We start from the raw sequence: 26,289 nt of genomic DNA, 5'->3' as shown, positions 1-26,289 counted from the left end.
GTCTGCTTAGGCTTCGCGTCATGGCAGATGGTTCCGATACGACGCTGACGGCCGAGCAGACCGCCGAGCAGGCGCCCCAAGGCCTGGTCGCGAGCCTTCAGGCATTCGCCGCCGGCCACGGCGGCGCGAAGGCGGTCATCGAGTACGTCGGCAAGCGTGGCGCGCGAATCGTCCTGGTGGGTTCCGACGGCGAGTGGGGCGACCAGTTCGCCGACGACACCGTCACCGCACGGGAGGCGTGCGCCAAGGCGGGAGTCACCGTCGAGAACGCCTGGGAGCGTGAACTGATGGACCAGATGCGCCCGAGCAACGACCTGTGGCGGTCGATGGCCCGCCGCACCATGGCCCGCTGAACAGCCAGCTCAATTGACCACCCATCACCAGTCGACCCGGGGGGAACCCCGGGTCGCTCTCGTCACCTGCGCCGACCTCGTCGACCTCGACCCGGACGACCGGCTGGTCCTCGCCCCACTCCAGGCCCGTCGCATCTCCGTCGCGACCGAGGTCTGGGACGACCCCGATGTCGACTGGTCCTCCTTCGACCTGGTCGTGCTCCGATCCCCCTGGGACTACGCGCTGCGCCGCGACGAGTTCGTCGCCTGGGCGGCAACCATCCCGGCGCTTGTCAACCCGGCCGACGTGGTTCGCTGGAACACCGACAAGCGCTACCTCGCCGAGCTGAGCGCCACCGGGGTGCCGACCGTACCGACGTCGTGGGTCGAGCCGGGGGAGCGCTGGCAGCCACCCGCCGAGGCCGGCGAGTACGTGCTCAAGCCCGCGGTCAGCGCCGGCAGTCAGGACACCGGCCGCTACGACCTGTCCGACCCGGAACACCGGGACCTGGCCACCGCGCACGTCCGCCGGCTCTCCGACGCCGGCCGGGTGACCATGGTCCAGCCGTACCTGCGGGCGATCGACACCGAGGGGGAGACGGCGCTGCTCTTCCTGGCCGGCCCGGACGGGCTCGCCTTCAGCCACGCGATCCGCAAGGGCCCGATGCTCACCGGTCCGGACCTCGGCCCGGACGGGCTCTACAAAGCCGAGGAGATCACCGCCCGTACCGCCCGACCCGCCCAACTGGCGGTGGCCGAGCGGACGCTCGCCGCGGTGCCCGGCGGCACAGGGCAACTGCTCTACGCCCGGGTCGACCTGATCCCCGGCCCGGACGGCGAGCCGGTCCTGGTCGAGCTGGAGCTGACCGAGCCGTCGCTGTTCATCGGGTACGCCGACGGGGCGCCGGACCGCCTCGCCACCGCGATCGCCACCCACCTGGCCCGTAAGGCCTGACCCCCGCCGCCGAGCGCCCAGCGGCGATGGCACAGCGCCCGCCGGCCCCTGTTTGTCGACTCGGCTTCGCCGTGATCGACTCGGCTCTTGCGTGATCGACTCGGCTCTTGCGTTACCGAGTCGGCTTTCGTGTGATCGACTCGGCTCTTGCGTTACCGAGTCGGCTTTCGTGTGATCGACTCGGCTTTCCGGAAGTCGGCCCGTCGAACCGGCCCGGACAGCGCGGATTCAAGGAAACCGAGTCGATCAGAGCAGGCAGGCAGGCAGGCAGGCAGGCAGGCAGGCAGGCAGGCAGGCGCCTGCCCCAAAGTTGTGCGGATCGTGAGACCCACGTGCCCGGATCGCGGACGGCGGGTTGCTGCGTTCAGGACGGCGCGCAGCGTCTGCGCCGTCAAAGGTCACGCAACACCTTGACGCCGCGCCATCAAGCATCGCGATCTTGCACTTTCTGCCCCGACATTAGTGTGCACTCCCGCTTAAATCGGCGACAGGAAGTGCAAGATCGGCGCGATTCTCCTGCTCGACGCGTCTTGATCTACAAGCCCCGACAGTCAGCAGCGGGTTGACCCGTCGGCCACAGCCCTAGCGCAACGGCGTTGAGAACCAGGGTCGAGCACGATCTTGGCGGCATGGGCGCCCCGAACTCTTTGCCGGCCTCTCGGGGCGCTGTGCGTCGTCAAGATTCGCGCAATATCGGGGATGTTGCTGGCTCCGGCGCGTCGGAGGCAGCAACATCGGGGAAGTTGCGCAGATCTTGGCGCGGGGCGCGGGGCGCGGGGCGCGGGGCGCGGGGCGCGGGGCGGGCACGCCGACGGCCGCCAGGCGGTCGGGCGGTGGCCGGCGGGGCCGGGGCGCGTCAGGCGGTCAGGCGGTGGCTGTGACCGGAGGTGCGGTGTCCGCCGGAGCGGTCGCGGCGGCCGGGGTGACCGGGCGGCGATCGCGGGTCGCCCACTGCACCGACAGCGCGGCCAGCAGCACCAGGCAGGAGCCCAGCATGTGTGCGCCGACCAGGATCGCCGGCACGTGGGTGAAGTACTGCACGAAGCCGATCAGGCCCTGACCCAGCTCGACGGCGACCAGGACGATCGCGGCGCGGGTGGCCCGTCGCGCGCCGACTGCGCGGAACGCGAAGATCAGCGCCACCGAGAGACCGATCAGCAGGAAGACGGCGTCCGCGTGCACCTGCGAGATCGACTCCGGGTCGAGCCCGTTGCGGGCGGCGCCGTGGTCGCCGGCGTGCGGGCCGCTGCCGGTGACCCAGGTGCCGATGACCAGCACCGCGACCGCCACGCCGGTGGTGACCCGGGCCAGCGCGCGCAGCGGCGTGGGCACCACGGCCACGGTCGGGCCGTCCGGGTCGCCGATGCGCCGCCAGAGGGCGTACGCGGCGGCGATCACCGCCATCGAGGCGAGGAAGTGCAGGCCGACCACCCACGGGTTGAGGTTGGTGAGCACGGTGATGCCACCGATCACCGCCTGGGCGGGGATGCCCAGGAAGACCGCCACGGCCAGGGCGAGGAGCCCGGGTCGGCGGGGCCGGTGCAGCAGTACGGCCAGCACGGTGGCCAGCGCGATCAGGCCCACCGCGAAGGTGAGCATCCGGTTGCTGAACTCGATCACCCCGTACACACCCATCTCGGGGGTGGTGACGTACGAATCGTCGGTGCACCGCGGCCAGGTGGGGCAGCCGAGGCCCGAGGCGGTCAACCGGACGGCCCCGCCGGTGAGGACGATGCCCACGTTCGCGATGATCGAGGCGAGCGCGAGGCGGCGCAGCAGGATGCCGGGGACCGGACGGGCGATTCGGTTCACGGCGCAAATCCTACGCACCGTAGTGATCGAGGTTGGTCCGACTCCGTCGGCTCGGTGGTTCGGATCACCGGGGCGCAGGTTTGCGACCCTCCGGGTAATTACGTAACGTTGGCGTTGTGAAAAACGCGGCGGCGCTCCCCGAGCACCAGCCGACGGCTGTCCCGGCCGTCGGCGCGTCCGCGTCCGCGCCGGTCGCGACCACGTCGGCGGTGCCCGGTGGGGTTACCGCGGCGGAGATCTCCACCCGCGACCGGGTCACCCAACTGCTGCTGGAGCAGGGTGCCACCACCGCCGCGCAGCTCGGCGTCGCCCTCGGGCTCAGCCCGGCGGCGATCCGTCGGCACCTCGACGCGATGCTCGCCGACGGCGATGTGTACGCCCGCGAGCAGGCCGTGCGGGGCAGCCGCGGTCGGGGACGTCCGGCCAAGGTGTTCATGCTGACCGAGGCCGGCCGGGTCCGGTGTGGCACCCATCACTACGACAACATGGCCACCGCGGCGCTGCGGTGGATCGTCCGCAACGGCGGGTCGGACGCGGTCGAGGCGTTCGCCACCGAGCAGGTGTCCGCCCTGGAGTCGCGCTGCCGGACGGCCATGGAGGACGCTGGCGACGATCCCCTCGCGCGAGCCGAGGCACTCGCCGCGGCGCTCACCGCCGAGGGTTACGCTGCCAACGCGACCACGATCGCCTCCGGCGGTCAGCTCTGCCAGCACCATTGCCCGGTGGCGCACGTGGCCGCCGAGTTCCCTCAGCTGTGCGAGGCCGAGACCGCGGTGATCTCCCGTCTGGTCGGCACCCACGTGCAGCGTCTTGCCACCATCGCGCACGGCGACGGGGTGTGCACCACGCACATTCCGACCCAGCCGGGGCGTGCTCAATCCGGTAATCCCGTCACCACTGTGAGGACAGATAGATGACCGAGCAGATTGTCCAGCCACTGACCCAGGAAGAGCAGCTTGCCGCCCTGGGCCGGTACGAGTACGGCTGGTCCGACCCGGACGCCGCCGGGGCGGTCGCCCAGCGTGGCATCAACGAGGCGGTGGTGCGGGACATCTCGGCCAAGAAGAGCGAGCCGGCGTGGATGCTCGACCTGCGGCTGAAGGGTCTGCGGCTGTTCGGCCGCAAGCCGATGCCGGCCTGGGGCGCGGACCTCACCGGCATCGACTTCGACAACATCAAGTACTTCGTGCGGTCCACCGAGAAGCAGGCCACCAGCTGGGAGGACCTGCCCGAGGACATCAAGAACACCTACGACCGGCTGGGCATCCCGGAGGCGGAGAAGCAGCGGCTGGTCGCCGGTGTCGCGGCGCAGTACGAGTCCGAGGTCGTCTACCACAAGATCCGTGAGGACCTTGAGGAGCAGGGCGTCCTCTTCCTGGACACCGACACCGCGCTACGCGAGCACGAGGACGTCTTCAAGGAGTACTTCGGCACGGTGATCCCGGTCGGCGACAACAAGTTCGCCGCGCTGAACACCTCCGTGTGGTCCGGTGGCTCGTTCATCTACGTGCCGAAGGGTGTGCAGGTCGAGATCCCGCTGCAGGCCTACTTCCGGATCAACACGGAGAACATGGGCCAGTTCGAGCGGACGCTGATCATCGTCGACGAGGGCGCGTACGTGCACTACGTCGAGGGCTGCACCGCGCCGCTCTACTCCTCCGACTCGCTGCACAGCGCGGTCGTGGAGATCATCGTGAAGAAGAACGCACGCTGCCGCTACACGACCATCCAGAACTGGTCGAACAACGTCTACAACCTGGTCACCAAGCGCGCCGTCTGCCACGAGGGCGCGACCATGGAGTGGGTCGACGGCAACATCGGCTCCAAGGTGACCATGAAGTACCCGGCGGTCTACATGACCGGCGAGCACGCCAAGGGTGAGGTGCTCTCGGTGGCGATGGCCGGCGAGGGTCAGCACCAGGACGCCGGCGCCAAGATGGTGCACGCCGCCCCGCACACCTCCTCGACCATCATCTCCAAGTCGATCGCCCGTGGCGGCGGCCGCACCTCGTACCGGGGTCTGGTGCAGGTCCTGGAGGGTTCGCACCACAGCCGGAGCACGGTCAAGTGCGACGCCCTGCTGGTCGACACCATCTCCCGCTCGGACACCTACCCGTACGTCGACATCCGCGAGGACGACGTGTCGATGGGGCACGAGGCGACCGTCTCCAAGATCAGTGATGACCAGCTCTTCTACCTGATGAGCCGGGGTCTGAGCGAGGACGAGGCGATGGCCATGATCGTGCGCGGCTTCATCGAGCCGATCGCCAAGGAGCTTCCGATGGAGTACGCCCTGGAGCTCAACCGCCTGATCGAGCTTCAGATGGAGGGCGCGGTCGGCTGACGCCGCCTCCGCCCGGCCACGGACGGGCCCGGGCCGCTACGCCGGGTCCGGTCCAGCCCGCTTTGACCCTCCGATTCATGACAGACCAAGGAAGACATGACTACCCAGGCTTCCGCGCCGCCCAGCACCAAGTCGCAGGCGCTGCGCTCGTACGACGTCGCTGACTTCCCGGCCCTCACCGGCCTGGAGGAGGAGTGGCGTTTCACCCCGCTCAAGCGCCTGCGCGGCCTGGCCACGGCGGACACCTCGGCCGCCACCGGCCGGGGCGTCACCGTCGAGCACCCGGACCTGCCGGCCGGGGTGTCGGTGCGGCTCGTCGAGCCGACCGATCCCAGCGTCGTGTCCGCGTCGGTGCCGACCGACCGGGTCAGCGCGCTGGCCCACGGCGGGGCGGCGCGCGTCGCGCTTGTCGAGGTGACGGCCGAGGCCGTCGTGTCCGACGCGGTGATCGTCCGGCTGCTGGGCGCGTACCCCGAGGAGTTGGCCTTCGCCCGGACCCAGGTCCAGGTGGGTCGGTTCGCGGAGGCCACCGTCGTCTTCTCCCAGGAGGGCTCGGCCACGCTCGCGGACAACGTCGAGGTGTTCGTCGCCGACGGTGCGAAGCTGACCCTGGTCACGGTCGCCGACTGGGCCGAGGACGCGGTCCAGGCGCAGCACGTCACCATCAAGTTGGGCCGCGACGCCCGGGTCGTCCACATCCAGGTCTCCCTCGGTGGTGACCTGGTCCGGCAGTTCACGAGCGTGGAATACACCGATCGGGGTGGCGAGGCCGAGCTGTACGGCGTCTACTTCGCCGACTCCGGGCAGCACCTGGAGCACCGGCAGCTGGTCGACCACTCCGTGTCGGACTGCCGCAGCTACGTCGGTTACCGGGGCGCGCTTCAGGGCGAGGACGCGCACACCGTCTGGGTGGGCGACGTGCTGATCCGGGCCGAGGCGACCGGCACCGACACGTACGAGATCAACCGGAACCTGCTGCTCACCGACGGCGCGCGGGCGGACTCCGTACCCAATCTGGAGATCGAGACCGGCGAGATCGCCGGCGCCGGCCACGCCAGCGCGACCGGCCGCTTCGATGACGAGCAGCTCTTCTACCTGATGGCCCGGGGTATCCCGGAGAGCGAGGCCCGCCGCCTGGTGGTCCGCGGCTTCTTCGCCGAGCTGATCAACAAGATCCCGGTGGAGTCGCTGCGCGAGCGCCTGGGCGACGCGATCGAGGCCCGGCTCACCAAGGCGGGCGCCTGATGATCCGCATCTGCTCCGCCGAGGACGTGCCGAAGGGCACCGCGATCAGCGCGGACGTCGACGGCACCCCGATCGCGCTGGTGCACGGCGAGGACGGCGAGTTCTACGCCGCCTACGACGAGTGCTCGCACGCCGCCGTCGCGCTCTCCGAGGGCGAGGTCGACGGCTGCACGTTGGAGTGCTGGCTGCACGGCTCGCGTTTCGACCTGCGCACCGGCGCGCCGAGCGGCCTGCCGGCCACCGAACCCGTCCCCGTCTACCCCGTCGAAGTCCGCGACGGCGACATCTACCTCAGCCTGACGCCGAGTAATGGAGTGACCCGATCATGAGCACCCTGGAGATCCGCGACCTGAAGGTGTCGGTCAAGCTGCCCGAGGGTGAGCTCAAGCCGATCCTGGCCGGCGTCGACCTGACCGTGAAGTCCGGTGAGACCCACGCGATCATGGGCCCGAACGGTTCCGGCAAGTCCACCCTGGCGTACTCGATCGCCGGTCACCCCAAGTACGAGATCACCGCCGGCACGGTGACCCTCGACGGCGAGGACGTGCTCGCCATGACCGTCGACGAGCGGGCCCGCGCCGGTCTCTTCCTGGCCATGCAGTACCCGGTCGAGGTGCCCGGCGTCTCGGTGGCCAACTTCCTGCGCACCGCGAAGACCGCCATCGACGGCGAGGCGCCGAAGCTGCGCACCTGGGGTGGCGAGCTGCGCGGCGCGATGGAGCGCCTGCAGATGGACCCGGCGTTCGCCCAACGCAACGTCAACGAGGGCTTCTCCGGCGGTGAGAAGAAGCGGCACGAGATCGTCCAGCTGGAGCTGCTCAAGCCGAAGATCGCCATCCTCGACGAGACCGACTCGGGCCTCGACGTGGACGCGCTGCGCGTGGTCAGCGAGGGCGTCAACCGGGTCCGCGACAACGGCGACACCGGCATGCTGCTGATCACCCACTACACGCGGATCCTGCGCTACATCAAGCCGGACTTCGTGCACGTCTTCGTGGCCGGCAGGATCGTCGAGCAGGGCGGCCCGGAGTTGGCCGACAAGCTTGAGGCCGAGGGCTACGAGCGGTACGCCGCCGGGGCCGGCACGGCCAAGGCTTGAGCGGGAGAGGCGTGCCGAGATGACCAGCATCGCGATCCCCGCGGGGATGCCGCAGTACGACGACGTGCCACGTTTCGACGTGGCCCGGGTGCGCGCCGACTTCCCGATCCTGTCCCGGGAGATCAACGGGCACCCGCTGGTCTACCTCGACAGCGCCAACACCTCGCACAAACCCCGGCAGGTGCTCGACGTGCTCGACGAGCACTACGCGCGGCACAACGCCAACGTGTCGCGGTCGGTGCACACCCTGGGCACCGAGGCGACCGAGGCGTACGAGGGGGCGCGGGCCAAGATCGCCGCGTTCATCTCCGCGCCGAGCGTCGACGAGGTGGTGTTCACCAAGAACTCCACCGAGGCGATCAACATCGTGGCGTACGCCTTCTCGAACGCCTCGCTGCGCCCGGACGCCGACCCGCGTTTCCGGCTGGGGCCGGGCGACGAGGTGGTGATCTCCGAGATGGAGCACCACTCGAACATCGTCCCGTGGCAGCTGCTCTGCGAACGGACCGGCGCGACCCTGCGCTGGTTCGGAGTCACCGAGCAGGGGCGGCTGGACGAGTCGGGCCTGGAGGACCTGATCACCGAACGGACGAAGATCGTCTCGTTGGTGCACATGTCCAACATCCTCGGCACGGTCAACGCCACCTCCCGCATCACCGCGCGGGTCCGTGAGGTGGGCGCGCTGCTGCTGCTGGACTGCTCGCAGTCGGTGCCGCACCTGCCGATCGACGTGGTCGACCTGGACGCCGACTACATCGTCTTCACCGGCCACAAGATGCTCGGCCCGACCGGCATCGGTGTGCTCTGGGGTCGGGGCGAGCTGCTGGCGGCCATGCCGCCGGTGTTCGGCGGTGGGTCGATGATCGAGACGGTCACCATGGCCCGTTCGACGTTCGCCGCGCCGCCGGCCCGGTTCGAGGCGGGCACGCCGCCGATCGCCGAGGCGGTCGCGCTCGGCGCGGCGGTGGACTACCTCACCGGGATCGGGATGCCGGCGATCCAGTGGCACGAGAAGGAGCTGACGGCGTACGCGCTGGACGCCCTCGGCGCGGTGCCCGACCTGCGGATCTTCGGCCCGACCGTGCCGGTCGGCCGGGGCGGCACCATCTCGTTCGCGCTCGGTGACGTGCACCCGCACGACGTGGGTCAGGTGCTCGACTCGCTCGGCGTGCAGGTGCGGGTGGGCCACCACTGTGCCAAGCCGGTGTGCAGCCGGTTCGGTGTCCCGGCGATGACCCGGGCCTCGTTCTACCTCTACACCACCACCGAGGAGATCGACGCTCTGGTGGCCGGTCTGGAGCAGGTGCGGAAGGTGTTCGACTGATGGTGCAGCTCGACCAGCTCTACCAGGAGATCATCCTGGACCACTACAAGCGCCCGCACGGTCGCGGCCTGCGCGATGCCGACGACCCGGCCGACCAGGTCGCGGAGGCGCACCACGTCAACCCGACCTGCGGCGACGAGGTCACCGTCCGGGTGGCCACCGACGGCACGGTCCTGCACGACATCTCGTACGACGGGATGGGCTGCTCGATCAGCCAGGCGTCGGCGAGCGTGCTGCACGAGTTGCTGCGCGGTCGGGGCGCCGGGGAAGCTTTCGAGGTGCACGAGGCGTTCGTGGAGTTGATGTCCGGGCGTGGTCAGGTCACGCCGGACGAGGACGTGCTCGGTGACGGGGTTGCTTTCGCGGGTGTGGCCCGCTACCCCGCCCGGGTCAAGTGCGCGCTGCTGCCGTGGATGGCGTTCAAGGACGCCGCGGCACGCGCCGGTGTGGGCGCGAGCCCGGAGGTGAAGGCGTGAGCGAGCGTCAGCGAGCGAATGACACCGTGGTGCCTGGTGGCATCACGAAGCGATGCGGAGGGACGGCATGAGCAGCGAGAACACCGCTACCGCGGCGACGCCGGAGGCCGGTGACGCCGTCGCGGCGTCGCAGACCGACGCCGCCCTGACGGCCGACGCCGTGACGACCGACGGTGCCGTGGCCCCGGCGGGCGGCGACGCGGTCGCCCCGGCGGGCGGCGACGCGGTCGCCCCGGCGGGCGGCGTCAGCAAGGCCATGATCGCCGACATCGAGGAGGCGATGAAGGACGTCGTCGACCCGGAGTTGGGCATCAACGTGGTCGACCTGGGCCTCGTGTACGGCGTGCACGTCGACGACGAGAACGTCGCCACCCTCGACATGACGCTCACCTCCGCGGCCTGCCCGCTGACCGACGTGATCGAGGACCAGACCCGGCAGGCGCTGACCACCGGCCCCGGCGGCGGCCTGGTCAACGACATCCGGATCAACTGGGTGTGGCTCCCGCCGTGGGGCCCGGACAAGATCACTGACGAGGGTCGGGACCAGCTCCGATCCCTCGGCTTCAACGTCTGAGCCGACTCCGGTCGGCTCTGCCCGTCGAGCGTGACACCCCGACCGGGGGTGTCGCGCTCGATGCGTTGCGCCCCGCGCAGGAAGTGCGCCAGGGCCGCTGCGCCCTGCGCCCTGCCGTTCCACCGGCAAGATCGCGCAACATCGTGGTTGTCAACGCCGTTGCGTTAGGCGGAAAGACTGTTCGTCAACCGAGCCTGCATCGCGATCTTGCACTTTCTGCCCCGATATTAGGTGCATTACCGCTTAAATAGGCGACAGAAAGTGCAAGATCGGCGCGATTCTCCTGCTCGACGCCTCTTGATCTACAAGCCCCGACAGTCAGCTGCGGGTTGGCCCGTCGGTCACAGCCCTAACGCACCGGCGTTGTCGTGGTTGTAGTGGTGTCGGCGCGCCGGTGAAGCCACTACAACCAGGTTCAAGCACGATCTCTCGCCCAGGCCCCAGGCCCCAGGCCCCAGGCCCCAGGCCCCAGGCCCCAGGCCCCAGGCCCCAGGCCCCAGGCCCCAGGCCCCAGGCCAAGTCGAAGATCCGCGCAACATCAGCGATAGTGCTGCCTCTGGCGTCTTTGAGACAGCAACATCCCGGAAGTCGCACGGATCTTGGCCACCGCCTCCGCGGGAGGGGTCAGGGATGGCGCCGGCACGGCCCGGGGTGCATGGCGCGGGGCACGGGGCGTGAGGGCGGGCATGGCGCGGGGCACGGGGCGTGAGGGCAGGGGCCACGGGGGAGTGAGGGCACGGGGGAGTGAGGGCACGGGGGCGTGCGGGCGCTCGGCGCGGGTGCACGGCGCGGGGCCGGAAATGCGGTGGCGCGGGCGTGGCTTCGGCGCGCAGGATGCGCGTGTGATGGAGACGTACCCGACGCAGGTCCCTGTCCGTGCGGCCACTGCCGTGCGTCGACAGCGGCCGGTCCGGGGACGAGCCTCGATCCGGCACCGACGATCGTGAGCGGGGCGTTCCTGGCCGGTCTGGTGGCCGGCTACGGCGTCGCCATCCCCGTCGGCGCGATCGCGATCCTGATCCTGGGGCTGAGTGCGCGTACCTCGTTTCGGGTCGGTGCGGCGGCGGCGCTCGCGGTGGCGACGGCCGACGGGCTCTATGCGGCGGTCGCCGCGATCGGTGGCGCCGGCCTGGCCGGGTTCATCGGGCCGGTCGCCGGGCCGCTGCGGGTGGTTGCCGCCGTCGTCCTGCTGGGTCTCGCCGGGCACGGTCTGTGGCGGACCTGGTCCGCCCACCGCTCGCGGCAGACGCCGACGGCACCGGTCGGGCGTGGTTTGAGCACGCCCGGGCGGGCCTACGCGGCGTTGCTCGGGCTGACCCTGCTGAACCCGGCGACGGTGCTGTACTTCACCGCGCTGGTGCTCGGTCGTCGGGACACCACCGACGCGGACCCGGGCGCGGTGGTGCTCTTCGTGGCGGGTGTGTTCCTGGCGTCGGCGAGTTGGCAGCTGGTCATCGCCGGCGGCGGCACCGTGGTCGGCCGGGCGCTGAGCAGCCCGCGCGGACGACTGGTCACCGGCCTGGTCTCCAGCGCGCTCATCGCCGCGCTGGCAGTGGTCGCGCTGTTGCCGCGCTGAGCGGCCCCGCCCGAGGGTCCGCTCGCGTCCGTCGTGCCGTACGGTCGGGCGGTGAGCAGTCGACCAGCAGCCGGGGGCGGTCGGTGGGTCGAGGTCGACCCGGCCCGAATCGGCCGCTGGGTCGAGGGCTTCGCCGACCGGCACGGCCCGCCCGGCACGACCGTGCGGGAGTACGGCCTGTTGCTCACCGCCCCCGACGGATCCACCGCGGAGCTGTACGCCCCACCCGGTGCGCCGGCCAGCGACGACGTCCCCGGGTTCGTGGCCCACGCCGTCGCGCCCCGCCGGATCGGTCTGTTGCTGGCCCGCAAGGGCGCGGTGGCCGTCGGTGTGGCCGCGGGTGCCGATCTTGTCGTCTCCAAGGTGGACACCCGGTACGTGCAGGGACGCACCGCGGCGGGGGGATGGTCGCAGCACCGGTTCGCCCGGCGGCGCGACAACCAGGCGAAGGCGGCGCTTGGTGACGCGGCGGACCTGGCCGTACGGCTGCTGTTGCCGGAGGTAGCGGGGCTGACCGCGGTGGTCTGCGGCGGTGACCGGAAGGCGGTGGACACGGTGCTGGCCGACCGGCGGTTGGCCCCGCTCGTTCCGCTTCGTGCCGAGCGGTTGCTCGACGTGCCGGAGCCGCGCCACGCGGTGCTGGTCGCCGCGGTGGGTGCGGCCCGGGCGGTGCGGATCCGATTGCGCGACCCGGCTCCCGAGTGACCTCGGTGCTCGACGGAGGGAAACCGGCGTTCCTGGTGTGCTGTCGTGCTGCCGGGCCGAGGATTGAGCGCATCGCCTGCGGTAACCCGTGGCGCAACACCTCAGGGAGATCATCGTGTCCGACGCGCAGATCCTGCGTACCGTTCTCGACCGCTGGAGGTCGGCGGTCGACGCCCACGAGCCGGATCGGGTCGCGTCGTACTTCACCGAAGACGCGATCTTTCAGGGGCTGCGCCCGTACGCCGTGGGCCGTGCCGGGGTTGCCGCGTACTACGCCGCCCAGCCACTCGGCCTGACCGCCAGCTACGACATCCGGGAGATCCGCCGACTCGCCGACGATGTGGTCCTCGGCTACCTGGAGGTCGAGTTCGGCTTCACCGACCGCCCGCCGCTGACGGTCCACCTCGGCGTGCTGCTCCGCCGGGTCGGCGACGACTGGCTGATCAGTCACTACCAGGTGTCCCAGCTGAACTGACCCGCCCGCGCCGCCCGCGCCGATCAGGGAGTTGTGGTGGACCCCATCCTGGGCACCACAACCGAGTGATCGACGCGGACGGCGACCGGAGCGCGGGTCAGAGTTGGTCGGTGCCGAAGGTGTCACAGGTCTTCGGGTCGCCGCTGTCGAAGCCCTGCTGGAACCAGCGTTGCCGCTGCTCCGAGGTGCCGTGGGTGAACGAGTCCGGGTTGACCTGCCCGCCGGAACGTTCCTGGATGCTGTCGTCGCCGATCGTCTCGGCGGCCTTCAGCGCCTCGGTGATGTCGCCCGGGGTGATCGAGGTGAAGAGCGGTTCCTGGCCGGTCTTGTCCTTGGTCTCGCTGGCGTGCTTGGCCCAGGAGCCGGCGTAGCAGTCGGCCTGCAACTCCAGCCGCACGGAGGCGGAGCGGGGGCCGCTCTGGTCGCCCTGGCCGGCCTTGGCGTTGGTGCCGAGCAGGTTCTGGATGTGGTGTCCGTACTCGTGGGCGAGCACGTACGGCTGGGCGAACTCGCCCTTGGCTCCGAACCGGGAGGCCAGTTCCTCGTAGAAGCTCAGGTCGATGTAGACCTGCCGGTCGGCGGGGCAGTAGAACGGGCCGACGCCCGAGTCGGCCTGGCCGCAGCCGGTGCTCACGGCGGCCTGGAAGTAGTTGGTGTCGGTGGGCTCGTACTTCCCCTTGCCCAGCTCCGGGTACGCCGTCTGCCAGTAGGCCTGGATGCTGTTGACGAAGGCCAGGTTGCGGCAGCGGAGGTCGTCGAAGCGCTGCGGGTTGTCCCGCGAGCACAGCTGCGACAGGTCACTGCCGCCGGCCTGCCCCCCGCCCTCGTCGCCGTTGGTCATCGCGTTCAGGCCGAATCCGCCGCCGAGCAGCGCGACGAGCACCGCCACCACGATGCCGATGATGCCGCCCCGGCCGCCGCCACCGGGGATCGGGATGCCGAAGCCACCGCCCCCGCCGCCCCGACCCCGGTCGTTGACCTGGGAGGTGTCGAGTTCGGCCCGCTCGTTGAGTTCCATACTGACCCCGATCGCCGTATGCGCTGAATGTCGTGTGAGAGTCGTTGTGTCGGTGACGTGCCGGACGGGGTCCGGACAGCGCTTTCGGTACCCGATGATCTTGATCGGTAATCCGGGCGGGCGCTCCAGCGGCGCCCGGTACACTTGTCGGGTGCTGCGCTGCGAAGGCTGAACCGCCCCGCGCCGTCGGGCCCCTTGAGCCCGCCGGCCGTTTCGCGTGCCCCGAGTCAGCCTTCCAGACCCCGAGAGCGAGCCCGAAAACATGATCACAGCCACCGGCCTGGAACTGCGTGCCGGTTCCCGGATCCTGCTGTCCGACACCACCCTGCGCGTGCAGCCGGGGGACCGGATCGGCCTGGTCGGTCGTAACGGCGCCGGCAAGACCACCACGCTCAAGGTGCTCGCCGGCGAGGGGCAGCCGTACTCCGGCCAGATCGACGCGCGCAGTGCCATCGGCTACCTCCCGCAGGACCCGCGCACCGGCGACCTGGAGGTGACCGGCCGCGACCGGGTGCTCTCCGCGCGCGGCCTGGACGTCCTGATGTCCCAGATGCAGGAGGTCGAGGCACGCCTCGCCGACGACGCCAGCGACAAGATGGTCCGCCGCTACGGCGCGCTGGAGGACCAGTTCGCCGCGCTCGGCGGGTACGCGGCCGAGGCCGAGGCCGCCCGGATCTGCGCCAACCTCGGGCTGCCCGACCGGGCGCTCGCGCAGACCATCGGCACCCTTTCCGGCGGTCAGCGCCGGCGCATCGAGCTGGCCCGGATCCTGTTCCGCGACGCGGGCGAGAACGGCGGCGGCATCCTGCTGCTCGACGAGCCGACGAACCACCTCGACGCCGACTCGATCACCTGGTTGCGCGGCTTCCTCGCCAACCACAAGGGCGGCCTGATCGTGATCTCCCACGACGGCGCGCTGTTGGAGTCGGTGGTCAACAAGGTCTGGTTCCTCGACGCCACCCGATCCGTGGTCGACGTCTACAACCTGGGCTGGAAGGCGTACCTGGAGGCGCGCGAGACCGACGAGCGGCGTCGCCGTCGGGAGCGGGCCAACGCGGAGAAGAAGGCTGGCGCGTTGATGGCGCAGGCCGACAAGATGAGGGCCAAGGCCACCAAGACCGTGGCCGCGCAGAACATGGCCCGCCGTGCCGAGAAGCTGATTTCCGGCCTGGAGGAGGTGCGGGTCGCCGACCGGGTGGCCAAGGTGCGGTTCCCCAGCCCCGCGCCGTGCGGCAAGACCCCGCTCACCGCGACCGGCCTGTCCAAGTCGTACGGCTCGCTGGAGATCTTCACCGACGTCAACGTCGCGGTGGACCGGGGCTCCCGGGTGGCCATCCTCGGGCTCAACGGCGCCGGCAAGACCACCCTGCTGCGGATGCTCGGCGGGCTGCTCAGCCCGGACACCGGCGAGGTGCACGCGGGTCACGGCCTGCGGCTGGGCTACTACGCCCAGGAGCACGAGACCCTCGACGTGGAGCGGACCGTGTTGGAGAACATGCGCGCCGCCGCCGTCGAGCAGTCCGACACCGACCTGCGCAAGATCCTCGGCGCGTTCCTCTTCTCCGGTGACGACGTGAACAAGCCGGCCGGGGTGCTCTCCGGTGGCGAGAAGACCCGGCTGGCCCTGTCCACCCTGGTCTGTTCCGGTGCCAACGTGCTGCTGCTCGACGAGCCGACGAACAACCTCGACCCGGTCAGCCGGGAGCAGGTGCTCGACGCCATCGCCAACTATCCGGGCGCGATCGTCCTGGTCACCCACGACCCGGGCGCGGTGCTCGCGCTCAAGCCGGACCGCGCGATCCTGCTGCCCGACGGCGACGAGGACGCCTGGAGCGACGACCTGCTCGAGCTGGTCGAGCTGGCCTGACCGGCGTCGCCTCCGGGCGCGCCGCAGCCGAGCAGGTCGAGGTCCGCAACCGAGCGCGGTGAGGTTCTCAACCGAGCAGGTCGACCAGCCGGCCCAGCACGCCGGAGCTGACCAGGATCACCACCCCGACGCCGACGAAGATCGCCGGCACCAGCCAGTGGCCCGCGCGCTCGACCAGCCGGACCACGCGGGGGTGCCCGCCCAGCCAGGCCCCGGCGGCACACCACAGGGCGATCAGCAGCACGAACACCAGCAGAAAGATCGCGCTGTCGGCCAGGCCGAGGGCACGGAAGACGGGTACGTAGACGGCCACGTTGTCGGCGCCGTTGGCGATCGTCACCCCGGCCACCCCGAGCAGGCCGGTGCCGACAGTGGGGGTCTCGTCGTCGTCGGAACCCCGTAGCGCGCGTACGCCCAGCGCTATCGGCAGCAACCCGAGCAGCCCCGTCCACGGGTCCGGCACCACCAGCAGGCCAGCCGCGACCACCGCGCTGGCCAGCGCGAGCGCGCCGATGCCCAGGTATTGGCCGGCGACGATCTGCCAGGGTCGGGGCCGCCCGGTGGTGCGGGCCCCGACGAAGAACAGAGTCAGGATGACGATGTCGTCGATGTCGGTGGCGGCGAAGACCACTGCCGCTCCGGCCGCGGTGCCCAACAGGTCGATCACGACCGAAGGCTACGGGTCGCCGCACGCCGCCGGCACACGGCCGTGGTACGCCCGGACACCGCGCCGGTGTCGATTGCCAGGATCACTCTATCGGGAAGCTGACATTGCATAGCGTGTCGGTTGGCGAAGAGTTGATATCTGGCGCATGATCGTTCGAGGCGGTCTAATAGGTGGGACCGTATCCGAACCGCACAGTCTGGGACGTGAGGACACAGCATGGCAGCCACTGGCACAGCCACCAGCACTGAGAAGGGTCGCCGGATCGTCGGAGCCGAGCGTCAGACGCTCGCCAAGGACCTGGTAAAGCGGTACACGTCGGGGGAGAGCATCCGCGCGTTGGCGGCCTCGACCGGCCGTTCCTACGGGTTCATCCACCGAGTGCTCACCGAGTCAGGGGTGCAGCTGCGTCAGCGCGGCGGTGCCCGGCGCCGCAAGAAGGCGTGACCCGCCTCCCCGCGTCGTCGACAAGCGCCACGCCCCGGACCGCCCGGTGAACACCGAGGCGACCGGGGTTCGGTTGACCTGCGACGGGCCGGTCGCCACGGTGACGTTGTGCCGGCCCGACGTGCTCAATGCTCAGACGCCTGCCATGTGGCGGGCGATGAGCGACTTTTCCCGTGAGCTGCCCGGTGACGTGCGGGTGGTGGTGGTCCGGGGCGAGGGGCGTGCGTTCTCCGCCGGCCTCGACCTCGCGGTGGCTGGCGCTTCCGGCCCCGGCTCCTTCGCGGAGCTGGCCACGCTGCCCGAGCAGGAATGCGCCGAGCGCATCGCGGAGTTCCAGGCTGGCTTCACCTGGCTGCACCGGCCGGACGTCATCTCCGTCGCCGCTGTGCAGGGCCACGCGATCGGCGCCGGCTTCCAGCTCGCGCTCGCCTGTGATCTGCGCGTGCTGAGCACGGACGCGAAGCTGTCGATGGCTGAGGTGACCCTCGGCCTGGTGCCCGACCTGGCCGGCACGAAGCGTCTCGTGGAGTTGGTCGGGTACGCGCGGGCACTGGAGATCTGCGCGACCGGCCGCCGGTTGGACGCCGCCGAGGCGGACCGGATCGGGCTGGCGACCCTGGTGGTGCCACCGGCCGAGGTGGATGGCGCGGTCCAGGACCTGGCCGCCGGGCTGCTCGCCGGAGCACGCGACGCGGTGGTGGAGATCAAGGCACTGCTGGTGGGTGCGGCCGGGCGGTCGCACGCCGACCAGCAGCGCGCCGAGCGGGAGGCGCAGACCCGCCGACTGCGGGATCTGGCGGGCCAGGGAGAATAGGTAAGGACCGGCCGGGAAGATCCAGGTTACGACCGAGGTTGTCACAGCTGTCGGGAGAATTGGCCTGACGGTGCAGTCCCCCGACGACCCCGGAGGTGAGCGATGTCCAACCCGATGTCCGGCGGTGGCATGGCCGGGTGGAGCATGCTCCGGTCGATGCGCAACAGCGACGAGGTCTCCACCCATCGGCTCAAGCGCGGGGTCGCCCGACGCATCGTGGCCTTCGCCCAGCCCTACCGGCGCGACATCATCGTCTTCCTGGTCACCGTGGTCCTGGCCGCCGTCATCGGCGTGGCCACACCGGTGCTCGCCGGCGACGTCATCAACGCGATCAACCGGGGCGACGCCGAGGCCGGCCGGCTCGTGGTGCGGCTGGCCCTGTTCATCGCCGCGCTGGCGGTCGCCGACGCGCTGCTCTCGCTGGCCCAGCGGTGGTATTCGGCCCGGATCGGCGAGGGCATCATCTTCAACCTGCGCACCCGGGTCTACGACCACGTGCAGCGGATGCCTCTGCAGTTCTTCACGCGTACCCAGACCGGCGCCCTGGTCAGCAGACTCAACAACGACGTGCTGGGCGCCCAGCGGGCGTTCACCTCGACGTTGTCCGGCGTGGTCAGCAACGTCATCCAACTCGTGCTCACCGCCGCGGTGATGTTCACCCTCTCCTGGCAGATCACCGCGCTCTCGCTGGTGCTGCTGCCGATCTTCATCATCCCGGCCCGACGGGTGGGGCGGCGGCTGGCCGACATCACCCGTGAGTCGTACAACCTCGACGCCAAGATGAACGCGACAATGACCGAGCGGTTCGGGGTGGCCGGCGCGCTGCTGGTGAAGCTCTTCGGCCAGCCCGAGATCGAGGCCCGTCGGTTCGCCGACCGGGCCGAGCGGGTGCGGGACATCGGCATCCAGTCCGCCATGTATTCCCGTACGTTCTTCGTCGCGATGCTGCTGGTCGCCTCACTGGCGCAGGCGCTCACCTACGGCCTCGGTGGCTGGCTCGCCGTGACCGGAGGCGTCAGCGCGGGCACCGTGGTGACCCTCGCGCTGCTGCTGACCCGCCTGTACGGTCCACTCACCGCGCTCTCCAACGTGCGGGTGGACGTGATGAGCGCGCTCGTCTCGTTCGACCGGGTCTTCGAGGTGCTCGACCTCAAGCCGGGCATCGTGGAGAAGCCCGACGCGGTGGCGGTGCCCCGGGGCGCCGGCCGGGTCGCCTTCCGGGACGTCCGGTTCCGCTACCCGAGCGCCGCCGAGATCTCCCTCGCCTCCCTGGAGGAGGTCGCCACGCTCGACCGCACCATCAACGAGCCGGTGCTCAAGGGCGTCTCGTTCAGCGTCGAGCCGGGGCAGATGGTCGCTCTCGTCGGCCCGTCCGGGGCCGGCAAGTCGACGCTGTCGATGCTCATCTCCCGGATCTACGACGTCACCGACGGGCAGGTGCTCGTCGGTGGCGTGGACGTGCGGGACGCGACCCTCGCCTCGCTGCGCGACGAGATCGGCGTCGTCACCCAGGATTCGCACCTGTTCCACGAGACGATCGCCGAGAACCTGCGGTACGCCAAACCGGACGCCACCGACGACGAGATCTGGGCCGCCCTGGCCGGGGCGCAGGTGGCTGATCTGGTCCGGGCGCTGCCCGACGGTCTGGACACCACGGTGGGGGAGCGCGGCTACCGGTTCTCCGGTGGCGAGAAGCAGCGCATCGCCATCGCGCGTCTGCTGCTCAAGGCCCCGTCGGTCGTGATCCTCGACGAGGCGACCGCACACCTGGATTCGGAGAGCGAGGCGGCGGTGCAGCGGGCGCTGTCGGTGGCGCTGGCCGGACGTACCGCGTTGGTGATCGCGCACCGGCTCTCCACCGTGCGCGACGCCGACCAGATCCTGGTCCTCGACGGCGGACGGATTGTCGAGCGCGGGCGGCACGACGAGTTGGTCGCGGTCGGCGGGCTCTACGCCGAGCTGTACCGGACCCAGTTCGCGGTCGCCGACTCGCCCACCCCGTTCGTCGACGCGACCGGCCCCGAGCCGGTAGTCATGCCCCTGGGCACGTACCGGGCCGACGAGGTGCTGCCACCGGCCGCCGCCAACTGACGGCAGGCAGTCACGGGTCGCGTCCGTCGCGGCTGTTGGGGCGAGCCCCGCGCGTTGATCGACTCGGGTTCCTGGACATCGGGGCATCCGCGTCGCCTCGACCGCCCGACTTCCTTGAAACCGAGTCGATCAAAGGGCCGGTAGCTCGGTCGCCGCCCGCAGCTCGGCGAAGGCCAGGCCCAGGGTGACCGGCGTGAAGTGCGCGTTCAGGCCGCTCGGGTTGGGCAGCACCCACAGTCGGGCGCCGGCCAGCAGCTCCGGCTGCGGCCCGAAGGTGGCCTTCGGCCGTTGGAAACCGATCCGGTACGCGGTCACCCCCACCACCGCCACCCAGCGCGGCCGGTACCGGGCCACCTTGCCGGTGAGGATCGCCGCGCCGGCGAGAAGTTCCTCCGTGCTCAGGTCGTCCGCGCGGGCGCTGGCCCGGGCCGCCATGTTGGTGATGCCGAGCCCCAGCGCGGGCAGCCGATCCTGTTCGCTCGGGTGCAGCTGCCGGGGGGTGAACCCGCCCCGGTGCAGGGCGGGCCAGAACCGGTTGCCGGGCCGGGCGAAGTGCCAGCCTGTCGCAGCCGACCAGAGGCCCGGGTTGATGCCGACGAAGAGCACCGCCAACCCCGGCGCGAGGACGTCCGGGATGGTCCGATCGGTGGCCGCCGCCAGGTCCGCGCGGCTCGGCCGGACCGACCGGGGTGTTGCCGTCGGGTGACGATCGGCAGGGCCCCCGGGTCCCGGCCGTCCGGTGTGCCGCGCCTTGATCGACTCGGTTTCCAGGAAGTCGGGGTGTCCTGGTCGCGTCGACCGCCCGGTTTCCTTGACCCCGAGTCGATCAACGGCCGGGTAGTCAGGCTTGGCCCTCTCGGGCGACGTCACGGCACGGGCAGGCGCCCCGTCGGGGGTCACGGCGCGGGCGGGTCGCGCCCCGTCGGGGGGCACAGCGCGGGCGGGTCGCGCCCCGTCAGGGGTCACAGCCCGCGCAGCGCGCCGCCGTCGACCGGCAGGGTGATCCCGGTGAGGTAGCTCGCGGCGGGGGAGAGCACGAACGCGGCCACCCGCCCGAACTCGGCGGCGTCGCCGAGGCGGCGCAGCGGGATGCTGGCCTCCGCGGCGGCCTGGGCCTGCTCCGGGTCGCCGGTCGCGGCGAAGAGTTCCCGGTTGCGGTCGGTCAGGATCCGGCCGGGCAACAGGCCGACCACCCGTACGCCGCGCGGGCCGTAGTCGTCGGAGATGTCCTTGGCCGCGCCGGCCAGGCCGGGCCGTAGACCGTTGGAGATGCCCAGGCCGGGCACCGGGCCGCGAGCCGAGGTGGAGAGCACCAGCCCGATCGCACCGCCCTCGGGCAGCGCGGCGGCCACCGTGCGGACCGCGCGAATGGTGCCCAGGAAGACCGTTTCGAAGGAGAGCCGCCACTGTTCGTCGGTGATCGCCGCGGCGTTGCCCGGCGGCGGGCCGCCGACCGAGATCAGCGCACCGTCGAGCCGGCCGAAGTGCTCCTGGGCGGCGGCGACGAGCTGCCCCGGGGTCTCCGGGTCGGTGAGGTCGGCGGTCACCCCGACGGCGTGCTCGGGACCACCCAAACGCTCCGCGGCGGCGGCCACTGCCTCCGGATTCCGGGCCGAGAGCACCACCCGGGCACCGTCCGCGACCAGGCTCTGCGCGGTCGCGTAACCCAGGCCCCGGGAGGCACCGGTGAGCACGTACACGCGGTCGGTCAGTCCGAGGTCCATGATGCCGATCTTGCCGCATTCGGCAGGGCGTCGCCAGCAGGGGTGGATACGCGTGGGGCGGGGCGCAGCAGGCGTACCCGGCCGGCGATCTGCACCGCGACCGCGCCGCCGGCGCGGCCCACCGCCGGCGCCCGGCGCGGACGCGGCGCCCGGAGCCCGTCGTAGCGCAGGCGCGCCTCCCGGACGGCCAACTCCTCGGCGGCCATCGGGGGGAGCGCCCGCTGGTCGCGCAACGCACGGGCCAGGTCCCAACCGTCGCGCAGTGCTCCCGCGGTGGGTCGCCGGGCGGCCCAGTCGGCGAAGGTTTTCGACCACCCGGCGCCGAGACCGGCGGCGAGCAGTGGCCAGTGCCGGGCCACCTCGCCGGCCCGCTTGCCCAGCAGCGCCACGCGGGTGGCGGCCAGCGGGCCGGGTGCGAATCCCGCCGGTGGCGCACCCCCGGCGACCAGCGCCGCGACCAGTTCGGCCTGTCGCTCGGCGAGCCCCGCGCGGGGCGTGGGCGCGGCGTCGCCGTCGGGCGCGCCCGTCATGTCACGGCCGGAAAGCCCGCTGCGGCGGCCAGTGCGTCCAGTTCGGCGCGGAGTTCGGCGGCCGGCGGGTAGTGGCCGTCGCGTTCCAGCAGCAGCGCCGGTGGTCGCCGTCGGGCGCAGAGCGCCTCGACCAGCTCCAGCACCGCCGACGGCACCGGGTCGGTGTGGGTGTCGTGGTAAAAACCGCCGCGTTCCGCGCCACCGGCCACGTGGGCGTACGCGACCCGCTCCAGCGGCAGGCGGTCCAAAAACGCCAGCGGGTCGCCGCCTCGGTTGCGCGCGTTGGCGTGCACGTTCGCCACGTCCAACAGCAGCAGTGCCCCGGTGCGGTCGAGGATCTCGGTGAGGAAGTCCGCCTCGTCCAACTCGTCGTCGGGCCAGTCGAGCAACGCGGCGATCGGTTCCAACGCGATCGGCACCGGCAGCTCGGCCTGTGCCCGTGCCACGTTGACGCAGACCGCGTCGACCGCTTCCCGGCTGCGCGGCAGCGGCAGCAGGTGCCCGGCCTCCAGGCCGCCCGCTCGGACGAACGCGATGTGCTCGCTGACCAGCGGCGCGTCCAGACGGTGCGCCACCGCGGCCAGGTGCGCGACCCGGGCCGGGTCGACCGGCTCCGCACCGCCGAGGGAGAGCCGCACCCCGTGCGGTACGACTGCCACCGCGCGCTCGCGCAGCTGCGCCAGGCCGGGTGGGAGCGGCCCGGTGGCGGACACCGCCTCGGCCACCACCTCGACGAAGCGCAGCCCCGGCAGCTCGGCCACGAACCCGGCGATCTCCGACCGCCAGCCGATGCCCACCCCGGACGGCCCGGTCATCCGCCGCACCCGCCGCCACCGCCGCAGGAGCCACCTCCACCGCCGCAGGAGCTACCTCCACCGGAGCTGTCGCCGCCGCCGGAGCTGTCGCCGCCGCCGCTCCAGCCGTCGGAGCCGCCCGTTGAACCGCCGCTGCTGGAGATGGCCTGGCGCTGGATCTCGGCCTGCTCGGCGAAACCGGGGTCGAGCGCCCAGAGCGAGGCGGTGCCGTACAGGGCCACGCCCATCGCCGCGCCGGCCGCTCCGTAGGTGGCGTAGGCCGGCGCGGAGGCGGGTGCGAGGTGGGCGTGCTGGCGGCGGACGTCGCGCAGCGCGGCGCGTCCGGCCCTTGTCCGCAGGGGTGGCCGGCGCAGCACCAGCACGATGGTGAGGAGCGGGACCAGGGTCAGCAGCAGGTAACCGATCGGGTGACCGTTGACCAGGCCGTAGATCAGCCGAAACACACCGAGGCCCAGCAGGACGGCCAGGAACGCGATCAAGAAGCCGTACAGTTCCCGCTGCCTGTGGCTCGTCAGCAACCCGCGCTGCTCCAGGCCGATGCGGAGCTGGTCCAGCGCGGAGCGTACGTGTCTGTGTTGCCGCAGGTCCCGGACCCGCGAGTGGTGGTGGGCGGCCCAGTGGATGCCCTGTTCCAGCGGGGTGAGCCCGGTCGGCGCGGCGCCGACGGTGGTCAGCCGACGGTCCGGTCGCACGGCGATCGCACCGCCGCCGCGCAACCCACCCAGCGCGGCGTTCATGGCGAGTTGGGGGCCGCCGTTGAGGTACGCGACCTGCTGCGGCCCGAGCGGATCGTGGGCGGTCTGCCCCGGGGCGGTCAGCGGACGGATCCGGTAGTAGGCCACGATCGCCACCGCCACGGCGGCCGCCACGAGGTAGAACCGGAGGAAGATCGGGCCGGGGATGCCCCAGGTGTCGCCCGACGCGGCGTTGACGATCACTGACTGCTCCTGTCGCCGGAGGGATCGGCGGCCCCATTGTGGAGCAGCGTCGCCAGGGCCGGCGGACCGGTGCCCACGCGGTCAGGGACGGCGAACGGCCTCCTCGACGAGGTCGAGCACCGGCCCCAGGTCACCGGCCGGGCGGCCCATCGCCAGGTGCAGCACCAGGCCGTCGTAGGCCAGTTCCAGGAACTGGGCCAGCACGTCGATCGGGACGTCCTCGCGCAACACCCCGGCGTCACGCTGGCGCGCCAACCGGTCGCGGGTCGCCTCGGCGATCGCGGCGGAGCGCTCGGCCCAGCGCTTGGCGAACGCCGGGTCGGTGCGCAGCCGGCGCGAGACCTCCAGTTGGCTGCCCAGCCAGCCGGTGGTGTCCGGCGACATGGCCCGGGCGAGCAGGTCGCGCATCACCTGCACCAGACCGTTGCGGGCCACCGTCTCCACCATGGCGGCGGCATCGTCCTCGGCGACGGCCAGGAAGAGCGAGTCCTTGTCGCGGAAGTGGTGGAAGATGGCACCGCGGGACAGGCCGGTGGCCTCCTCGAGGCGGCGTACGGTCGCTCCCTCGTAGCCGAGCCGGGCGAAACACGCCCGTGCGGCGGCGAGGATCTCCTGCCGGCGCGCGTCGAGCTGGTCCTGGCTTACTCTGGGCACGCGTCGATCGTCGCAGGTCACCCCGGGGGTGTGCAAACCGTACGTACGGCTTGGAACGTCGCCGTCTACCATCGCCCGGTGACCCCGCCCCGCCCCGTGCCCACCGCCCCGCTGACCGTGGCCGCCATCCAGGCCACCCCCACGCCGGGAGACGTCGCCGGAAACGCGGTCGCCGCGGCCGACCTGGTGCGCCGGGCCGCCGACCGGGGCGCCCGGGTGGCCGTCCTGCCGGAGCTGTTCCTCTGCGCGTACCACCCGCCGACCCTCGCCGCCGACCCGGCCGGCACGGACGTCACGGCCGATCCGGGTGGAGTGGTCGCGGATCCCCGGCTCGACCCGCTGCGCGTCGCGGCGCGCGAGGCCGGCGTCACCGCGCTGGTCGGTGCCGCCGCCCGCCACCCGGACGGCCGGCGGACCATCGCCGCGCTGGTGGTCGACCGGACCGGCGCGATCCGGGTCGGCTACGACAAGCAGCAACTGTGGGGCGACGAACGCGACCTGTTCAGCGCCGGCGATCGGGGCGCCACGCTGCTCGTCGACGACTGGCGGCTCGGCCTCGGCATCTGCTACGACGGCTGTTTCCCGGAGCACGCCCGGGCCGCCGCCCTCGACGGCGTACACGCCTACCTGTGCCCCAGCGGATACCTGGTCGGCTCCGAGCACCGCCGGGACCTCTACTACGCGGCGCGAGCCCTGGACAACACGATGTTCGTGGTCTTCGCCAACGCGGTCGGCGGCGTCGAGGAGTGGCGGTTCAACGGCGGCGCGGCGATCTACGACCCGCAGGGACGGGTGTTGGACCGGGGTGCCGACGACGGTGCGGCGGTGCTGGTGGCGACGCTTGACCCGACCGTGCTCGCGGCCACCCGGTCGGCCCATTCGATGCTCGCCGACCGGCTCGCGGACCAGGGTGGCCCCCGGTCGTCGATGTCCGGCTGAGCACATGGTCAGGTCGGTACCCGCTGCATCTGTTGGCGGACACGTCGGTCCCGTAGGGTGCCCGAGTGCCACTGCTCCTGCTGGACCTGGACAACACCCTGCTGGATCGGGCCGGGCCGTTCCGCCGCTGGGGTGAGCGCTTCCTGGACGGCATCGGCGCGCCCCCCAGCGACATCGAATGGCTGGTCTCGATCGACGCCGACGGGTTGACCGACCGTTGGGATCTCGCCGACGCCATCCGGGACCGCTACGAGCTGCGCATCCCCTCGATCGACCTGGTGGAGGAGCTGCACGACGGGGTGGTGGCGCAGACCCGGCTCGACCCGCTCACCGCCTGCGCGCTGCGGATCGCCGACGACGCCGGCTGGGTGCCGGTGGTGGTCTGCAACGGCACGGTACGTGTCGACGACGCCAAGATTCGCCGGACCGGCCTGGACCGCTACGTCGCGGACTGGGTGATCTCCGAGGAATGCGGCGTCAGCAAGCCCAACCCGCGGATCTTCGCGCTCGCCGCCCAGCGGGTCCGAATGCCGCTGCGCGGCGCCTGGGTGGTCGGTGACAGCCCGGAGGCGGACATCGGTGGCGCCGCCGCGGTGGGGTTGCCCAGTGTCTGGCTGCACCGCGGGCGCTCCTGGTCGGACGTCCGGTTCGCGCCCAGCCGCACCGCGGACGGGCTGATCGCGGCGGTCGCCACCATCCTCGCCCGCTGAACGCCCCACCCACCCACCCACCCGCCCGCCCGCCCCGCGCCGACCCCGCGCGGCCCGCCCCACGCGCCCGCCCGCCCCGCGCCGACCCCGCGCGGCCCGCCCCACGCGCCCGCCCGCCCCGCGCCGACCCCGCGCGGCCCGCCCCACGCGCCCGCCCGCCC

Annotated in this window: 28 protein-coding genes; 19 read left to right on the top strand and 9 right to left on the bottom strand. The window is 71.7% G+C overall.

Going from position 1 to position 26,289, the window contains the following annotated elements:
• The first annotated feature begins 20 nt into the window (after window positions 1-20).
• Complete coding sequence (locus ACFYPM_RS30965; protein ID WP_357251416.1) at window positions 21-353, top strand: hypothetical protein; 333 nt, start codon at window positions 21-23, stop codon at window positions 351-353.
• Between the two features lie 13 nt (window positions 354-366).
• Complete coding sequence (locus tag ACFYPM_RS30960; RefSeq protein ID WP_387204536.1) at window positions 367-1,287, top strand: RimK family alpha-L-glutamate ligase; 921 nt, start codon at window positions 367-369, stop codon at window positions 1,285-1,287.
• 864 nt (window positions 1,288-2,151) lie between these two features.
• Here the strand turns inward: ACFYPM_RS30960 and ACFYPM_RS30955 are convergent.
• The gene (locus ACFYPM_RS30955; protein ID WP_387204533.1) at window positions 2,152-3,117 is read right to left on the bottom strand and encodes a heme A synthase; all 966 of its coding nucleotides are present in this window, start codon (window positions 3,115-3,117) and stop codon (window positions 2,152-2,154) included.
• A 98-nt stretch (window positions 3,118-3,215) separates the two neighbouring features.
• Between ACFYPM_RS30955 and ACFYPM_RS30950 the strand changes: the two genes are divergently transcribed.
• From ACFYPM_RS30950 to ACFYPM_RS30900, 11 genes are all read left to right on the top strand, one after another.
• Window positions 3,216-4,016, top strand: a complete 801-nt coding sequence (locus ACFYPM_RS30950) for a helix-turn-helix transcriptional regulator (RefSeq protein WP_387204530.1) — start codon at window positions 3,216-3,218, stop codon at window positions 4,014-4,016.
• Window positions 4,013-5,443 (top strand): Fe-S cluster assembly protein SufB, encoded by a 1,431-nt coding sequence (gene sufB, locus ACFYPM_RS30945; protein WP_357069831.1) that lies wholly within the window; start codon window positions 4,013-4,015, stop codon window positions 5,441-5,443. Before ACFYPM_RS30950 ends, sufB begins: the two co-directional genes overlap by 4 nt.
• A 96-nt stretch (window positions 5,444-5,539) precedes the next feature.
• A complete protein-coding gene (gene sufD / locus ACFYPM_RS30940; RefSeq protein WP_387204526.1) occupies window positions 5,540-6,688 on the top strand; it encodes a Fe-S cluster assembly protein SufD in 1,149 nt (382 codons plus the stop codon).
• Window positions 6,688-7,017, top strand: a complete 330-nt coding sequence (locus ACFYPM_RS30935) for a non-heme iron oxygenase ferredoxin subunit (RefSeq protein ID WP_387204523.1) — start codon at window positions 6,688-6,690, stop codon at window positions 7,015-7,017. Before sufD ends, ACFYPM_RS30935 begins: the two co-directional genes overlap by 1 nt.
• On the top strand, window positions 7,014-7,787 hold the full coding sequence (gene sufC, locus ACFYPM_RS30930) for a Fe-S cluster assembly ATPase SufC (protein ID WP_387204520.1): 774 nt from the start codon (window positions 7,014-7,016) through the stop codon (window positions 7,785-7,787). Before ACFYPM_RS30935 ends, sufC begins: the two co-directional genes overlap by 4 nt.
• 19 nt (window positions 7,788-7,806) lie before the next feature.
• Entirely contained in the window at window positions 7,807-9,111 is a 1,305-nt protein-coding gene (locus ACFYPM_RS30925) for a cysteine desulfurase (protein ID WP_387204517.1), read from the top strand.
• A gap of 2 nt (window positions 9,112-9,113) precedes the next feature.
• Window positions 9,114-9,587, top strand: a complete 474-nt coding sequence (sufU, locus tag ACFYPM_RS30920) for a Fe-S cluster assembly sulfur transfer protein SufU (RefSeq protein ID WP_387204590.1) — start codon at window positions 9,114-9,116, stop codon at window positions 9,585-9,587.
• A 67-nt stretch (window positions 9,588-9,654) separates the two neighbouring features.
• On the top strand, window positions 9,655-10,161 hold the full coding sequence (locus ACFYPM_RS30915) for a metal-sulfur cluster assembly factor (protein ID WP_387204514.1): 507 nt from the start codon (window positions 9,655-9,657) through the stop codon (window positions 10,159-10,161).
• 943 nt (window positions 10,162-11,104) lie between these two features.
• Complete coding sequence (locus tag ACFYPM_RS30910; RefSeq protein WP_387204511.1) at window positions 11,105-11,737, top strand: LysE family transporter; 633 nt, start codon at window positions 11,105-11,107, stop codon at window positions 11,735-11,737.
• Between the two features lie 51 nt (window positions 11,738-11,788).
• Window positions 11,789-12,442 carry an acVLRF1 family peptidyl-tRNA hydrolase gene (locus ACFYPM_RS30905; RefSeq protein ID WP_387204508.1) on the top strand — a complete coding sequence of 218 codons (654 nt, stop codon included), beginning with the start codon at window positions 11,789-11,791 and terminating at the stop codon, window positions 12,440-12,442.
• Between the two features lie 115 nt (window positions 12,443-12,557).
• Entirely contained in the window at window positions 12,558-12,917 is a 360-nt protein-coding gene (locus ACFYPM_RS30900; protein ID WP_387204505.1) for a YybH family protein, read from the top strand.
• Between the two features lie 97 nt (window positions 12,918-13,014).
• Here ACFYPM_RS30900 and ACFYPM_RS30895 read toward each other — a convergent pair whose 3' ends face one another.
• The gene (locus tag ACFYPM_RS30895; protein ID WP_387204502.1) at window positions 13,015-13,935 is read right to left on the bottom strand and encodes a neutral zinc metallopeptidase; all 921 of its coding nucleotides are present in this window, start codon (window positions 13,933-13,935) and stop codon (window positions 13,015-13,017) included.
• A 262-nt stretch (window positions 13,936-14,197) separates the two neighbouring features.
• On the opposite strand from ACFYPM_RS30895, the gene ACFYPM_RS30890 reads away from it, so the two are divergent.
• On the top strand, window positions 14,198-15,802 hold the full coding sequence (locus ACFYPM_RS30890; RefSeq protein WP_387204499.1) for an ABC-F family ATP-binding cassette domain-containing protein: 1,605 nt from the start codon (window positions 14,198-14,200) through the stop codon (window positions 15,800-15,802).
• A gap of 67 nt (window positions 15,803-15,869) precedes the next feature.
• On the opposite strand, the gene ACFYPM_RS30885 is transcribed toward ACFYPM_RS30890, so the two are convergent.
• Window positions 15,870-16,469, bottom strand: a complete 600-nt coding sequence (locus ACFYPM_RS30885) for a cadmium resistance transporter (protein WP_387204496.1) — start codon at window positions 16,467-16,469, stop codon at window positions 15,870-15,872.
• Window positions 16,470-16,685: 216 nt separating this feature from the next.
• Between ACFYPM_RS30885 and ACFYPM_RS30880 the strand changes: the two genes are divergently transcribed.
• The 3 genes from ACFYPM_RS30880 (at window position 16,686) to ACFYPM_RS30870 (ending at window position 19,818) form a co-directional block, all read left to right on the top strand.
• Window positions 16,686-16,913, top strand: coding sequence for a helix-turn-helix domain-containing protein (locus ACFYPM_RS30880; protein WP_007462679.1), 228 nt, complete (start codon window positions 16,686-16,688; stop codon window positions 16,911-16,913).
• 46 nt (window positions 16,914-16,959) lie between these two features.
• Complete coding sequence (locus ACFYPM_RS30875; RefSeq protein ID WP_387204493.1) at window positions 16,960-17,727, top strand: enoyl-CoA hydratase/isomerase family protein; 768 nt, start codon at window positions 16,960-16,962, stop codon at window positions 17,725-17,727.
• 114 nt (window positions 17,728-17,841) lie between these two features.
• Window positions 17,842-19,818 carry an ABC transporter ATP-binding protein gene (locus ACFYPM_RS30870; protein WP_387204587.1) on the top strand — a complete coding sequence of 659 codons (1,977 nt, stop codon included), beginning with the start codon at window positions 17,842-17,844 and terminating at the stop codon, window positions 19,816-19,818.
• Between the two features lie 129 nt (window positions 19,819-19,947).
• On the opposite strand, the gene mug is transcribed toward ACFYPM_RS30870, so the two are convergent.
• The 6 genes from mug to ACFYPM_RS30840 all read right to left on the bottom strand — a co-directional run bounded on the left by mug (window position 19,948) and on the right by ACFYPM_RS30840 (window position 24,479).
• Window positions 19,948-20,589: a G/U mismatch-specific DNA glycosylase gene (mug, locus tag ACFYPM_RS30865; RefSeq protein WP_387204584.1), complete on the bottom strand. Its 642-nt coding sequence runs from the start codon at window positions 20,587-20,589 to the stop codon at window positions 19,948-19,950.
• 191 nt (window positions 20,590-20,780) lie between these two features.
• Window positions 20,781-21,542: an SDR family oxidoreductase gene (locus ACFYPM_RS30860; protein WP_387204490.1), complete on the bottom strand. Its 762-nt coding sequence runs from the start codon at window positions 21,540-21,542 to the stop codon at window positions 20,781-20,783.
• A complete protein-coding gene (locus ACFYPM_RS30855; RefSeq protein ID WP_387204487.1) occupies window positions 21,527-22,072 on the bottom strand; it encodes a hypothetical protein in 546 nt (181 codons plus the stop codon). Before ACFYPM_RS30855 ends, ACFYPM_RS30860 begins: the two co-directional genes overlap by 16 nt.
• Window positions 22,069-22,887: a DUF692 domain-containing protein gene (locus ACFYPM_RS30850; protein WP_387204484.1), complete on the bottom strand. Its 819-nt coding sequence runs from the start codon at window positions 22,885-22,887 to the stop codon at window positions 22,069-22,071. Before ACFYPM_RS30850 ends, ACFYPM_RS30855 begins: the two co-directional genes overlap by 4 nt.
• The gene (locus tag ACFYPM_RS30845) at window positions 22,884-23,825 is read right to left on the bottom strand and encodes a TIGR04222 domain-containing membrane protein (RefSeq protein ID WP_387204481.1); all 942 of its coding nucleotides are present in this window, start codon (window positions 23,823-23,825) and stop codon (window positions 22,884-22,886) included. Before ACFYPM_RS30845 ends, ACFYPM_RS30850 begins: the two co-directional genes overlap by 4 nt.
• A gap of 81 nt (window positions 23,826-23,906) precedes the next feature.
• A complete protein-coding gene (locus tag ACFYPM_RS30840) occupies window positions 23,907-24,479 on the bottom strand; it encodes a helix-turn-helix domain-containing protein (protein ID WP_365069814.1) in 573 nt (190 codons plus the stop codon).
• Between the two features lie 78 nt (window positions 24,480-24,557).
• On the opposite strand from ACFYPM_RS30840, the gene ACFYPM_RS30835 reads away from it, so the two are divergent.
• On the top strand, window positions 24,558-25,418 hold the full coding sequence (locus tag ACFYPM_RS30835) for a carbon-nitrogen hydrolase family protein (protein WP_387204478.1): 861 nt from the start codon (window positions 24,558-24,560) through the stop codon (window positions 25,416-25,418).
• Window positions 25,419-25,483: 65 nt separating this feature from the next.
• Entirely contained in the window at window positions 25,484-26,128 is a 645-nt protein-coding gene (locus ACFYPM_RS30830; RefSeq protein WP_387204475.1) for an HAD family hydrolase, read from the top strand.
• Window positions 26,129-26,289 lie beyond the last annotated feature (161 nt).

The organism is Micromonospora sp. NPDC005203 (genome assembly GCF_042872705.1).
In the GTDB taxonomy this organism is placed as follows: domain Bacteria; phylum Actinomycetota; class Actinomycetes; order Mycobacteriales; family Micromonosporaceae; genus Micromonospora.
This window is presented reverse-complemented; position numbering and strand designations above follow the sequence as displayed.